The following is a 13,324-nucleotide window of genomic DNA, read 5'->3' on the forward strand; positions in this document are numbered from 1 at the left end:
GCGGCGTGCGCGCCCGGGCCCGGGGGCGGCCAGGCGGCGCCGGGCGCCCGACGCCCCGGCCGGAACGCGAACGCGCCGCCCGAGGGCGGCGCGCGGCGCGGCCGGCCCGGCGGGGCCGCCGGGTGTCGCTGGCCTAGCGGCCGCCGGCGACGGCGGGGAGGATCTGCAGCTCCTGGCGGTCGGCGACCGGGGTGCCGAGACCGTCGCCGAAGCGGATGTCCTCGCCGTCGAGGTAGACGTTCACGAACCGCCGCAGGTCGCCCTGCGAGTCGGTCAGGCTGTCCCGCAGCTCGGGATGGGCGGTGAACAGGTGCTCCAGCACCCCCTGCACGGTCTCGCCCTCGGCCCGGACCGTGCCTTCGCCGCCCGTCGCGCTGCGCAGCTGCGTCGGGATCTTGATCGTCACCTGGGCCATCAGGCCGTCACCTCCGCGCGGTGCTCCGCGATCGTCTCGAACTCGTCGAAGCTCGGCGCGATCTCGCGGCACTCGAACGTGCCGCGGACCGCGTCGAGCGTCTTCAGACCCTCGCCCGTGATCACGATGACCACGCGCTCGTCCCGCCCGATCCGGCCCTCCTCCGCGAGCTTGCGGAGCGTGGCGGTCGTGACGCCACCGGCCGTCTCGGTGAAGATGCCCGTCGTCTCGGCCAGCAGCTTGATGCCCGCGCGGATCTCGTCGTCGGTGACCTCGGAGATCGTGCCGCTGGTCTTGCGCGCCAGCTCGATCGCGTAGGGACCGTCGGCCGGGTTGCCGATGGCGAGCGACTTGGCGATCGTGTCCGGACGGACCGGGCGGCAGACGTCGTGGCCGGCGTCGAACGCCGCGGCGACGGGGTTGCAGCCGGCGGCCTGGGCGCCGCTCATGATCGGCACCTGGGTGCCCTCCGGGAGCAGGCCCAGGTCGATCCACTCGCGGAAGCCCTTCCCGATCTTCGTGAAGAGCGATCCCGAGGCGATCGGCGCGACGATCCGGTCCGGCGCCTGGAAGCCGAGCTCCTCGGCGATCTCGTACGCCAGGGTCTTCGAGCCCTCGGCGTAGTACGGGCGCATGTTGACGTTCACGAACGCCCAGTCGGGGCGCTCGCCCGCGATCTCGGTGCAGAGGCGGTTGACGTCGTCGTAGTTGCCGCGCACGGTGACGACCGTGGCGCCGTAGATGCCGGTCGCGAGGATCTTCTGCTCCTCGAGGTCGGCCGGGATGAAGACGTAGACGGGCATCCCGAGCGCGGCGCCGGCGGCGGCCACGGCGTTGGCCAGGTTGCCGGTCGACGCGCACGCGAGCGTCGTGAACCCGAGCTCCTTCGCGCGGGCGGCGGCCACGGCGACGACGCGGTCCTTGAAGGAGTGCGTCGGGTTGGCGGCGTCGTTCTTCACCCACACCTCGCGCAGGCCCAGGCGCTCGGCCAGGCGGTCGGCGCGGACGAGGGGCGTGCCGCCCGCGGGCAGGCCGTCCAGCCCGCCGGTGCCGCCGGGGCCGGCCGCGGGCAGCGTCGGCACGCGGTCGGTCGGCAGGAAGTCGGCGTAGCGCCAGATCGTCTGCGGGCCGGCCTGGATGCGGCGCTTGATCGCGTCCGGGTCGCCGGCGGACGGGTGCTCGGCGTACTGCGCCTCGAGCGGGCCGAAGCAGCGGGAGCAGACGAACTGCGCCTCGAGCGGGTACGTGCTGCCGCACTCGCGACAGGTCAGGGCGGTGGCGGGCATGGGCTGAACCTCCGGGGTCGATCCTTCGCCGACAGGTGTGGCGAAGGGTCCTCGGGGGGTTCCGGCCACACATCTCTCTGGAATTGGCACCTCTTCGCGTCGGCGGGTCGCGATGGTTGCCGGGGGTTCAACGGGCCAGTCCCTCCCCCCCTCTGGATGTGTCGATATGTCCGCGGAGGACCCTAGCAGCCCGCGACCGAAATCCCCAGGTCCGGGTCAGGAATCGGGACGGACGTACGAGGTCCGCACGCACCGGGCGCCGCGGCGGTCACCGAGGACGGCGGCCCGCCGGGCCCGCGCGGGCCGGCCGGCCCGCCGTCCGCGCCGCGACGGGCCCGCCGCCGCACGCCCGCGCGCACGAGCGGCACGGCGCCCGCCGGGCGGGACCTCCCGGACCGAGCGGTACACTTCGCGCATCGTGCCGGTCCAGAACGACGAGCCCCTCAGTCCCGATGCCGGCCTTCCCTCGTCCGCGCCTCGGGTTCGGTCCCCGCACTCCCGCTAGCCCCGGTCCCGTCGGGCCCGAGGAGCCCGACGCCCCGCAGGTCGACGTCGTCGAGTCCGACGGCCTGCGCTGGGTCAACGTCGGACGCCCCGGCCGCGCCGAGCTCGCGTGGCTGCAGGAGCACTACGACTTCCACGCCCTCGACTACGAGGACGTGCTCTCGCGCAACCAGCGCCCGAAGGTCGACGTCTACGACGACTACCTGTTCGTCGTCCTGCACTTCCCGGACTACGACAAGACCGTCGGCCGGCTGAACGCGCTCGAGCTGGACGTCTTCGTCGGCCCGGACTTCGTCATCACCATCCCCAACCGGCCGCTGCGGACGATCGACTACCTGTTCTCGCGCGTCGAGAGCCGGCCCGAGGAGCGCGAGAAGCACTTCGCGCGCGGCCCGGGCTACCTGCTCTACCGGATCGTCGACGAGTGCGTGGACGCGTCGTTCCCGATGCTCCGCAAGATCGGGAACAAGCTGGAGCAGCTCGAGGAGGACATCTTCGAGGGCCGCTCGAAGGAGATCGTCCGCGACATCTCCAACGTCAAGCAGGAGATCATCAACTTCCGCAAGATCGTCCGCCCGCAGCGGACGGCGCTGAAGGACCTGAACGCCGCGCGCCGGTACCTCGTCGAGGAGGAGGAGCTCTACTTCGACGACATCAACGACGCGAACGAGCGCATCTGGGACATGCTCGAGAACTTCAAGGAGGTCTCGGAGGCCCTGGAGAGCTCGAACGAGTCGGTGCTCGCGCACCAGCAGTCCGGCTCGCTGAACGTCCTGACCGCGATGTCGGTGATCGTCCTGCCGCTGACGCTCATCGCGTCGATCTGGGGCATGAACGTCCACGTGCCCGGCCAGGACGACGCGACCTGGTTCTTCGCCCTCGTCGGGACGATGGTCGCGATGCTCGGGCTCATGGTCTGGTGGTTCCGCCGCCAGGGCCTGCTCTGAGGCGTCGGGCGGTTCCGCCGCGCCCCGTCCGGCGCCGCCCGGCGTCGCCGCCGGCCGGGGCGGCCCCGGCGGGACCGGCCGTCCGGGGCTAGACCGCTTCCCGCCGCGCGAGCACCAGGCTGCGCGCGGTCTCCGACCCCGCGATCCGCTCGATGCCGAGCCCGTGCTCGAAGGCCACGGCTGCGAGCGTCTCCAGGCCGACGACGCTGCCGCGCCACAGCGGGTGCCGGGCCACGTGCGACGGCAGGCCGTCCTCGCCCGGCAGCGTCAGCGGCGCCGGCGCCGAGCGCACGTCGAAGACGGCGGTCCCCTCCGGCCGCAGCACCCGCGCGAGCTCGGCGAGCGCGTCCGTGACGAGCTCGAGCGTCGGCAGGTGCGGCAGGACGCCGAGCAGGAGCGCGGCGCCGACCGTGGCGTCGTCGAGCGGGAGGTCGGCGGCACGCGCGACGTGCCACGTCCGCGCGGCGTCGTCGCCCAGCCGGGCGCGCGCGGTCGCGACCATCGTCGGGGCCACGTCGACGGCCGTGACGGCGCGTCCGCGCTCGGCCAGCGCGCCGGTCAGCCGGCCCGCGCCGCAGCCGACGTCGAGCACCGCGTCGTCCAGGTCGTCCGGCAGCCACGCCCCCAGGTGCTCGCCGAAGGCGTCGAGGGCCGCGCCCCCGGACGCCGCGAACGCCGGCTCGTCGACCCGGGCCCCGGACGGCAGCGAGTAGCGCAGCGCGTCCTCGCGGGCGCGGGCCTCCCAGAAGCGGCTCAGGCGCCGGGCGCCGGGGTCCTCGGGCTCGTGCACGACGGGCGATGCTAGACGGCCGGCGCGTAACGGGACGCGCCCGCCGGTGTCTTGCACTCCGTGCCCGCCTCAGCGCCCGCGTCCGACGCCTCGTCCCTCACCTCCGACGAGCGCCGGCGGATCGCGGTCATCGTCAACCCGAACGCGACGACGACCTCGCCGCGCCTGCGCGACCTCGTCCTGCACGCGCTGTCGCACCGGTACGACGTCGAGCCGCTCGACACCCGCGCGCCGCTCCACGCCACCGAGCTGGCGCGCCAGGCGGCCGCCGACGGCGTGGACGCGGTCGTCACCCTCGGGGGCGACGGCACGGTGAACGAGGCGACGAACGGCCTGGTCGGCACCGGCGTGCCGCTCGTGCCGCTGCCGGGCGGGGCGACGAACGTCTTCCACCGGATGATCGGGATGCCCGGGGACATCGTCGACGCCACCGAGCACGTGCTGACGCTGGCCGACGCGTGGGCGCCGCGGCCCGTGGACGTCGGGCGCATCGGCACGCGCTGGTTCACGTTCGCGGCGGGCGTCGGCCTGGACGCCAGCGTCGTCGCGCGCGTCGACCAGCACCCGCGGCTGAAGGCCCGCTTCGGCCCGTGGTACTACGCCGCGTCCGCGGTCGGCACGTTCACCCGCCGGTACGTCGTCGGGCCGCCGCGCCTGCGACTCGAGCTGCCCGACGGCCGCGTGCTCGAGGGCGCCACCGCGATCTTCCAGAACGCGCCCGAGTTCACGTTCTTCGGCGGCCGCCCCGTGCGCATGCTGCAGGGCGAGGGCCTGACCACGGGCCACGTGTCCGGCGCCGTGCTCCGCCACACGCGGCCGACCGTCATGCCCGGCGTGGTGCTGCGCGCGCTCGTGACGCCGCTGGACCTGGGCGGCCACCGGGCCGTCGACGCCGCGCCCGCGATCACGTCGGCCACGCTGCGCAGCGCCGACGAGCGGCCGCTGCCCGTGCAGGTCGACGGCGACGCGATCGGCGAGCTGACGGGCGACCTGCCGATCGGCGTGCGCCCCGGCGGGCTGCTCGTCGTCGCCTGAGCGGCCGCGCGGAGGCGCCGCCGCCGGACGCCGCAGGACGGTCCTGCGGCGGGCCCGCCGGCGGTCAGACGGACGGCGTGACGCGGAAGGCGTCGAAGACCGAGTCGATGTTGCGCAGCCGGTTGATCGTCGAACGCAGGGACTTCGTGTCCCCCACCTCGACGACGAAGCGGTTTCGGACCATCGGCGGGGTCGTCGAGCACACGGCCGAGACGATGTTGACGCCGCCCTCGGCGAACACGCGCGTGAGGTCCTCGAGCAGGCGGTGGCGGTCGTAGCCGTCGACCTGGATCTCGACCTTGAACGACTGCTGGTGCTGACCCGCCCAGTCCACGGGGACGAAGCGCTCCGGGTCCTTGCGCAACTGCTGGGCGTTCGGGCAGTCGTCGCGGTGGATCGTGATGCCACGGCCGAGCGACACGTAGCCGACGATCGGGTCGCCGGGGACCGGGCGACAGCACTTCGCCATGCGCAGCATGACGTCGCCGACGCCGTCGACGGACACGCCGTAGCTCTTCGCGCTGCCGGTCGGCTGCCGGCGGACGACGTCCGGCCGCAGCAGCGCCTCGACGGGGCCGGCGGGCTCGTCGTCGGCGGCCTCGCCCTCCTTGAGGTGCTTGAGGACCTTGTTGACGACGACGTGCGGTGAGACCTTGCCGCCGCCCAGGGCGATGTAGAAGTCGTCACCCTTCTTGTAGCCCATCTCCTTGATGACGTCCGCCACCAGGGGCGAGCCGACGAGGCGCTGGGCGGGCAGCCCGGCCTTGCGCAGCTGCTCCTGCAGCAGCTCGCGCCCCAGGTGCTCGGAGTCCTCGCGGCCGGCCGCCTTGAACCACGCCTTGATCTTCGACCGCGCACGGCTGGTCTGCGCGAGCGTCAGCCAGTCGCGGGACGGTCCGCGGTCGCGGTTGGCGGTGAGGATGTCGACGATGTCGCCCGACTGGAGCGTGTAGCTCAGCGGGACGATCTTGCCGTTGACCTTCGCGCCGACGCAGCGGTGTCCGACGTCCGTGTGGACCTCGTAGGCGAAGTCGACGGGGGTGGCGCCGCGCGAGAGCGACTTGACGTCGCCCTTCGGCGTGAAGACGTAGACCTCGTCCTCGAACAGGGCGACCTTCAGGTCGTCCATGAACTCCTGCGGGTCGTCGTTGTCCCGCGAGGTGTCGAGCATGGCGCGCAGCCACGTGAACTTGTCGCCGTCGCTCTTGGCGTCCTTCAGCTCGGCACCGGACGGCGCCCCGGCCGCGCCGCCGCCCCCGCCCTCGGCCGGGCCGCGCTGCTTGTACATCCAGTGCGCCGCCACGCCGAACTCGGCGGTCCGCTGCATGTCGTGCGTGCGGATCTGGATCTCCAGCGGCTGCCCCTCGGGACCCACGACCGTCGTGTGGAGCGACTGGTACATGTTCGCCTTGGGCATGGCGATGAAGTCCTTGAACCGCCGGGGCAGCGGCTTCCACAGCGAGTGGATGACGCCGATCGCCCCGTAGCAGTCGTTCACGGTGTCCACGATCACGCGCATCGCCGTGAGGTCGTAGATCTCGTTGAACTCGCGACCCTTGCGGGTCATCTTCTGGTAGATCGAGTAGAAGTGCTTCGCGCGCCCCGAGATCTCGGCGTCGATGCCGACGCCCTCGAGCTCGCGACGCAGGTACTCGCCGGCCTTCGCGACGTACGTCTCGCGCTCGCCGCGCTGCTGGTTGACCAGGCCCTTGATCTCCTGGTACTTGCGCGGGTGCAGGGTCGCGAACGCCAGGTCCTCGAGCTCCCACTTGATCGCGTGGATGCCCAGCCGGTGCGCGATCGGCGCGTAGACCTCGAGGGTCTCCTTCGCGATCTCGAGCTGCTTGGGCCGCTTGTGCGCCTGGAGGGTGCGCGCGTTGTGCAGGCGGTCGGCGAGCTTGATGAGGACGACCCGCACGTCGGCCGCCATCGCGACGACCATCTTGCGGTAGTTCTCGGCCTGCGCCTCGTCGCGCGAGGTGAACTGGATGCCGTCGAGCTTGGTGACGCCGTCGACGAGCAGGCGCACGCGGGACCCGTAGCGCGTCTCGATCTCGCCAAGCTCGGCGGTCGTGTCCTCGACGGTGTCGTGCAGGAGCGCCGCGACGACCGTCTCGGTGTCCAGGCGCATGCCGGCGCAGATCTTCGCGACCTCGACGGGGTGGGCGATGAACGGCTCGCCGGACTTGCGGCGCTGCTCCCGGTGGTGCAGGCAGGCGAAGCGGAACGCGTCGTCGACGCGGGCCACGTCGATCCCGCCGCGCTCGTCGTCGGCGTGCTCGGCGATCACGGCGTGCAGGTCGGCCCGCAGGGACAGCTCCTCGGCCGTCAGGTCCTCGCCCGGCCGGGCGGCCGCGGCGACGTCGGTGGCGGACGGCGGGCTCGGCGCGGCGACGGCGCCGTGCTCCTCGAGCTCGCCCGCGGCCACGCCGACGCGGTCGCGCGAGCGCTCGTCCTGGACGGGGACGCCGGCGCCGTCGGGCAGCGCGGCGTCCAGGTCGCCCCGGTCGAGCGGGGCGCTCAGCGCGCCTGCGCCACGGAGGGTGTCGTGCCGGTCAGCCATGCGTGACGCTCCAGACAGCGTGCGGTCCAGGTGCGGTGGGTGTCGCCCTCGTGCAGAGGACGGACCGCGCCGTCCCCGAGGGCCGCGACGCGCTCGGCGCGGTCGACGACCACCGCACCGGCGTCCTCGAGGACGCGGAGCAGCAGGCCGAGCCACCAGCCGCACAGGTCGGGCGCCGCAAGGGCGCCGACGGGCGTCGGTCCGTCGGCCCGCAGGCGGCGGAAGAGGGCCGTGGCCCCCGACCGGAGATCGTGTTCGCGTCGGAGCGCATCCACGGTGAATCGTAGCTCAGGGTCTCCCCAGGCCCGCCAGCGTTCGGCGCCCTCGAGCCGCGCGAGCCCGGCGAGGTGCGCGGCGTCGCTCGGCGGATCGAGCGCGACGAGGTGCGCGGTGCCGTCGAGCGACTGCGGCGAGCGGGCGACGCTCCACCAGTCCGTGAGCGCGAAGCCGCCGGTCGTGCGCGAGAGCGCGGCGGCGCGGCGCGCGGCGTCGGTGACGACGACGGTGACGGGATCGCCGCTCGCGACCAGCCGGGCGATCGCCGCCGCCGCGCCGCACGTGGAGCGGTCGACGAAGGCGGCCGGGTCGAACGGCAGGTCCTCCGCGCAGGGGAACACCTCGGCGGCCTCGAGCACGGCGAGGGCGGCGTCCGCCGGATCGCCGTCCAGGCGGTCGATCGGCGCGGGCTGCGGCAGCGCCAGCTCGCGGACGCGCAGGCGCGGCGTGACGGTGCCGCGGAACGCGTGCCGCTCCAGGACGTACGTGCCGACCACCGGCAGGTCCGGCTCGCCCGCCGGCGCGCAGGGCACATCGGTGCGGCCGAAGCCGACCGCGGCCACGCGCACGGCCCCGGACCGCAGCGTGAACGCGATGTGCGTGCCCTGGGCCCCGAGCGGCCGCACGCCCTCCGCGCGGCCGTGCGGCACGAGCAGCACCGGCTCGGGGTTGCCCTCGCCGAACGGGCCCAGCGCCGCGAGCTCCTGCGCGAGCCCCATGCCGAGCTGCTCGCCGCCGACGACGGCGTCGACCCGCTCCACGGGACGGAGCGCCTCCTCGTCCAGGTGCTCGGCGGCGTACGCCTCGAGCGCCGCGCGGAACGCGGGCAGGCGCTCGGGGTCCAGCGCGAGCCCGGCGGCGGCGCGATGGCCGCCGTGGCGCAGCAGCAGCCCCGCGCACGCGTCGAGCCCGGCGAGCAGGTCGAAGCCGGGGACGGAGCGCGCGGACCCGGTCAGCTCCTCCCCCTTGCGGCCCAGCAGCACGGCGGGCCGGCCGGTGCGCTCGACGATCCGCGACGCCACGATGCCGACGACGCCCGGGTGCCAGTCGTCGCCGGCGAGCACGTACGCCGGGCGCTCCCCCTGGGCCCGGACCTGCGCCTCGGCGTCGTCGAGGATGCGCCGCTCGACCTCGCGCCGGTCCAGGTTGGCGCGGTCCAGCCGGTCCGCGAGCCGCCGCGCCTCGTCCGGGTCGCCGCTGAGGAAGAGCGACACGCCGACGTCCGCGTGACCGATCCGCCCGGCGGCGTTCACGCGCGGGGCCAGGCGGAAGGCGACCGCGGTGGCGTCGACGTCCTCGGGGGGCGTCGCGGCCACGTCGAGCAGTGCGCGCAGGCCGGGGCGCCGCGAGTCGGCGATCGCGCGCAGGCCCTGGCGGACGATCCAGCGGTTCTCGCCGGTCAGCGGCACGACGTCGGCGACCGTCGCGAGCGCCACGACGTCGAGGTCGACGTCCGCCCCCGCCGGGTCGTGGCCGGCGGCGCGCAGCACGGCCCCGGACAGCCGCCAGGCGACGGCGGCGCCGCACAGCTGCGGGCACGGGTAGCGGCCGTCGCCCGGGTGGACGATCGGCGCGTCGGGCAGGACGCCGTCCGCGCGCGGCCGGTGGTGGTCGGTGATGACGAGGTCCAGACCCAGCTCGCGCGCCAGCGCGGCCTCGTCGACGGACGTGATGCCGCAGTCCACGGTGATGACGAGCCCCGCGCCCTCCGCGGCCAGGCGGCGGACCGTGTGCGCGCCCAGGCCGTAGCCGTCGTCGACGCGGTGCGGCAGGAACCAGGAGACGTCGCCGCCGACCTGGCGCAGGCCGCGGACGAGGGTCGCGGTCGCGCAGACCCCGTCGCAGTCGTAGTCCCCGTGGACGACGATCCGCGACCCGCGGCGCACGTGGCCCATCACGACCTCCGCCGCCTCGGCGAGGCCGGCGAAGGCGTCGAGCGGGTGGTGCTCGTCGGCGGCGAGGAAGCGGCGCGCCGCGGCGGGCTCGTCGTACCCGCGCCGGACGAGCACCTCGGCGACGACCTCGCCGACGCCGAGCTCGTCGCGCAGCGCGGCGACCGCGGCCGCCGGCGCCGGGGGGATGTCGAAGCGCACCGTCACCCCCTCCAGGCTAGGGCCCGGCGCGGACGGGAGCGTCGTCCGCCCGCGCGGTCGGCCTAGGCCTGGGCCTGCTCCGCCGCGCTCTCGCGGCGCGCGCCGACGACCCACAGGATCGCGAGCGCCACGAGGGTGCCGGGGACGCCGAGCAGCACGGTGACGACGTCCGTGCCGTCGCGCGAGGGCAGGTCGAAGCCGGACAGGATCAGGCCGCCGACGACGCCGCCGACGATCGCGGTGACGAAGGCCCCGACGATGCCGCCGAGGAAGCGGTCGGGGACGAAGACGGTGAAGTGCCAGATCGCGAGCGCGATGAGCACCCAGACGAGGATCGCCATGGTTCTAGACCTCCGTGGTGCCGCCGGGGGCGGTCGTCGTGGTGCGGGCGCTCATCGCTTCTTCCCGCGGTTGGCGCGGCGCTGGGCGCGGTTGAGGCCCTCGTCCTGGAACCCGACCTCCTCGGGCGACAGATCCGCCGCCCGCTGGACGGGCGTGCCGGGCTGAGGGCCGGCCGGCGTGCCGCCCCCGCCCCCGCCGGACTCGATGCCCAGCTCCTGCACCATCTCCTGGAACTCGCGCTCGCTGACGGGCTGACCCGCGACGTCGGGCTCGGTGACGCGGCGGGCGGGACCCTTGGCGCGCTCGGGCTCGACCTCCTTCGTCCCCTTCTCGGGGTAGGCGGGGACCGTGCCGCCGTTCGCCGCCTGCAGGCGCCGGCGGCGGGCGGCGAAGATCGGCGCGCGCTCCATCCACTCCGTCAGGACCGGTGCGGCGATGAACACCGAGGAGTAGGCGCCCGAGATCGTGCCGATGAGCATCGCGAGGGCGAAGTCCTTCAGCGTCTCGCCGCCGAACAGCAGCAGCGCCAGCGTCGGCAGGCCCGTCGAGAACGAGGTCACGAGCGAGCGGCCGAGGACCTCGCTCATCGAGCGGTTGACGATCTGCGAGAACGCCGCGGACGGGAGCCGCTTGAGGTTCTCGCGCACGCGGTCGAACACGATGATCGTGTCGTACAGCGAGTAGCCGATGATGGTCAGCAGCGCCGCGACGGTGGAGGCGGTGACCTCGGCGCCGGTCAGCGCGTAGATGCCGGCGGTGATCAGCAGGTCGTGCACGACCGCGATCAGGATCGGGATCGTGTAGCGCAGGCCGAAGCGGAACCAGATCACGAAGGCGATCAGGACGAACGAGCCGATGATCGCGATGACGGCGGACTTCGCGACCGTCTCGCCGAACGTCGGCCCGACGGTGTTCGTGTTCAGGTTGGCCGGGTCGACGCCGATCTCGCGCTGCAGCGCGAGCGCGACCTGCCGCTCCTTCTGGGTCGAGAGCGTCTCCGTCTCGATCTGGAAGGTCGTGCCGCTCGTCGCGCCCGTCTGGCGGTTGTCGACGGACTGGATCTGGGCGTCGCCCTCGCCGACCGACGTCAGCGCCTCGCGGACCTGCTCGACCGTCGTGCCCTGCTTGGCCGTGGCCGTGATCTGCGAGCCGGACTCGAAGTCGATGCCGAAGTTCAGGCCCTTGCCGCCGATCGCGAACGCGCCGATCGCGAGGATCACGCCGGACGCCGCGAAGAACCAGCGGGACGCGCCGACGAAGTCGAAGCGGTGCCAGATCGGCTTGCGGCTGCGCGCGCCGAGCGCCGCCGGGTGCGAGATCAGCGGCGAGCGCGAGGACAGGCCCAGGATCGCCTGGGTCAGCAGCACCGCCGTGAACATCGAGATCAGGACGCCGACGCCGAGGTTGAGCGCGAAGCCCTTCACGCCGGCGGTGGCGACGAGGAAGAGGATGAACGCGACGAGGAACGTGATCGCGTTGCCGTCGATGATCGCCGACAGGCCCTTGCGGTAGCCGTCCTTGATCGCGCGCTGCACGGACCGCCCCGCTTGGAGCTCGTCCTTCACGCGCTCGAAGATGACGATGTTCGCGTCGGCCGCGACGGCGATCGTCAGGATCAGGCCCGCGATGCCCGGCAGCGTCAGGACGATCGGGATGAGCTTGACGATCGCGAGGAAGAAGACCGTGTAGACGCCCAGGCCGACGACGGCGATCAGGCCCAGCACGCGATAGAAGGCGAGCAGGAAGACGGCGACGATGCCGAAGCCGATGATGCCGGCCTTCAGGCCCTGGTCGAGCGCCTCGGCGCCCAGCGTCGCGGACACCTGCTGCTGCGAGATGATGTCGAGCTTCAGCGGGAGCGAGCCGGACTTGAGCAGGTCGGCGAGCTGCTTGGCCTGCTGGAAGGTGAAGCCGCCCGAGATCTCGGAGCCGTTGCCGCCCGAGATGCCCTCGGGGTACTCCTGGAAGTTGATCGTCGGCGACGAGATGACCTGGTCGTCCAGGACGATCGCGAAGTGGTTGGAGCAGCGCCGCGCCCGTTCGCCCTGCGTCTCGCCCGCCGCCGGGATGCAGTTCTCGGCGCCGCGCTGGGCGATCGTGCGGGTGACGTCCTTCCAGACGTCCTTGCCGCGCGAGGTGAAGTCGAAGACGACGTTGGGCTGGTTCGCCTGGCCGGGCTGCGAGGAGACGCTCTGCGCCGGGTTCTTCACGTCGTCGCCGGTGAGCGCCGGACGGTCGCGCAGGACGAACCACTTGTCGCCGGCCGGGATCGTCTCGCCGGACGCGTTGACGTCGTTCGGGGCCTGGACGACGCGGTAGCCCTCCGGGACCTTCACGAAGCGCTTGCCGGCGAGCGGCCGCTTCGTCTTCGGGTCGAGGAACTTCGCGAGGGTGCGGTCGTCCTGCAGGTCCTTGATCGACGACTCCGGGCCGTCGGTGTTGAGGACCTTCTTCGCCTTGTCGTCGACGAGGTAGTACTGGTCGCCGAGGACCGGGGCCGGCTTGCCGCCGGCCTGCCGCTGGAGCTTGGAGGCGCGCTCGACCGCGTCGTACTCCGACAGCGCGGCGGGGCTCGTCTTGTCGGCGGCGAACTGCCCGCCCGTGACGTTCTGGTCGGCCGGGTCGATGCGGCCGCCGGGGCCGACGACGTTCGCCTCCCAGTCGTAGAAGGCCATCTGGGCGGTGGTACCGACGCGCTCCCGGGCCTCCTCGGGGTTGGTGATCGACGGCAGCGAGACGACGATCTGGTTGTCGCCCGAGCGCTGGATCTCGGCCTCGCCCACGCCGTAGCGGTTGACGCGGTCCTGCATGACGTCGATCGTCCGCTGGATCGAGTCGTCCGTCAGCGGCTCGCCCCGCGTCGGGCTGACTTGGTAGACGAGCTGGACGCCGCCCTGGAGGTCCAGGCCCTTCTGCGTCGGCTTCGAGACGAGCACCCACACGGACGCCGCGACCAGCAGGGCGACGAAGAGCAGGATGAAGACGTTGCGGCGGCGGTCGGACATGCGCGACGGCAAGGGTACCCGTCGTCCGGGCGGATCGAGCCGCGCCCCTGCCCGGCCCCCGTCGACGG

General features: G+C 73.5%; 9 protein-coding genes and 1 riboswitch. Of the genes, 2 read left to right on the forward strand and 7 right to left on the reverse strand.

Going from position 1 to position 13,324, the window contains the following annotated elements:
• Positions 1 to 133: 133 nt before the first annotated feature.
• Together J3P29_RS10870 and thrC are read right to left on the reverse strand one after the other, a co-directional pair.
• Positions 134 to 415, reverse strand: a complete 282-nt coding sequence (locus J3P29_RS10870; protein WP_210493393.1) for a ubiquitin-like small modifier protein 1 — start codon at positions 413 to 415, stop codon at positions 134 to 136.
• The gene (thrC, locus tag J3P29_RS10875; RefSeq protein WP_210493394.1) at positions 415 to 1,701 is read right to left on the reverse strand and encodes a threonine synthase; all 1,287 of its coding nucleotides are present in this window, start codon (positions 1,699 to 1,701) and stop codon (positions 415 to 417) included. The genes J3P29_RS10870 and thrC overlap by 1 nt, the downstream gene beginning before the upstream one ends.
• A 66-nt stretch (positions 1,702 to 1,767) precedes the next feature.
• Positions 1,768 to 1,864, reverse strand: a riboswitch (SAM riboswitch).
• A gap of 289 nt (positions 1,865 to 2,153) precedes the next feature.
• On the opposite strand from thrC, the gene J3P29_RS10880 reads away from it, so the two are divergent.
• Complete coding sequence (locus J3P29_RS10880) at positions 2,154 to 3,152, forward strand: magnesium transporter CorA family protein (RefSeq protein WP_210493396.1); 999 nt, start codon at positions 2,154 to 2,156, stop codon at positions 3,150 to 3,152.
• An 88-nt stretch (positions 3,153 to 3,240) separates the two neighbouring features.
• Here J3P29_RS10880 and J3P29_RS10885 read toward each other — a convergent pair whose 3' ends face one another.
• Positions 3,241 to 3,942 carry a class I SAM-dependent methyltransferase gene (locus J3P29_RS10885; protein ID WP_349239822.1) on the reverse strand — a complete coding sequence of 234 codons (702 nt, stop codon included), beginning with the start codon at positions 3,940 to 3,942 and terminating at the stop codon, positions 3,241 to 3,243.
• Positions 3,943 to 4,002: 60 nt separating this feature from the next.
• Between J3P29_RS10885 and J3P29_RS10890 the strand changes: the two genes are divergently transcribed.
• Positions 4,003 to 4,977: a diacylglycerol kinase family protein gene (locus tag J3P29_RS10890; RefSeq protein WP_210493397.1), complete on the forward strand. Its 975-nt coding sequence runs from the start codon at positions 4,003 to 4,005 to the stop codon at positions 4,975 to 4,977.
• A 64-nt stretch (positions 4,978 to 5,041) separates the two neighbouring features.
• Here J3P29_RS10890 and J3P29_RS10895 read toward each other — a convergent pair whose 3' ends face one another.
• The 4 genes from J3P29_RS10895 to secD are packed head-to-tail and all read right to left on the reverse strand — an operon-like array spanning position 5,042 to position 13,256.
• A complete protein-coding gene (locus J3P29_RS10895; protein ID WP_210493399.1) occupies positions 5,042 to 7,540 on the reverse strand; it encodes a bifunctional (p)ppGpp synthetase/guanosine-3',5'-bis(diphosphate) 3'-pyrophosphohydrolase in 2,499 nt (832 codons plus the stop codon).
• The gene (gene recJ, locus J3P29_RS10900; RefSeq protein WP_210493400.1) at positions 7,498 to 9,915 is read right to left on the reverse strand and encodes a single-stranded-DNA-specific exonuclease RecJ; all 2,418 of its coding nucleotides are present in this window, start codon (positions 9,913 to 9,915) and stop codon (positions 7,498 to 7,500) included. Before recJ ends, J3P29_RS10895 begins: the two co-directional genes overlap by 43 nt.
• A gap of 56 nt (positions 9,916 to 9,971) precedes the next feature.
• Positions 9,972 to 10,250 carry a hypothetical protein gene (locus tag J3P29_RS10905; RefSeq protein WP_210493401.1) on the reverse strand — a complete coding sequence of 93 codons (279 nt, stop codon included), beginning with the start codon at positions 10,248 to 10,250 and terminating at the stop codon, positions 9,972 to 9,974.
• Between the two features lie 51 nt (positions 10,251 to 10,301).
• Positions 10,302 to 13,256 carry a protein translocase subunit SecD gene (gene secD, locus J3P29_RS10910; RefSeq protein ID WP_210493402.1) on the reverse strand — a complete coding sequence of 985 codons (2,955 nt, stop codon included), beginning with the start codon at positions 13,254 to 13,256 and terminating at the stop codon, positions 10,302 to 10,304.
• Between the last annotated feature and the right edge of the window lie 68 nt (positions 13,257 to 13,324).

The organism is Patulibacter sp. SYSU D01012, assembly GCF_017916475.1.
Taxonomy (GTDB): domain Bacteria; phylum Actinomycetota; class Thermoleophilia; order Solirubrobacterales; family Solirubrobacteraceae; genus Patulibacter.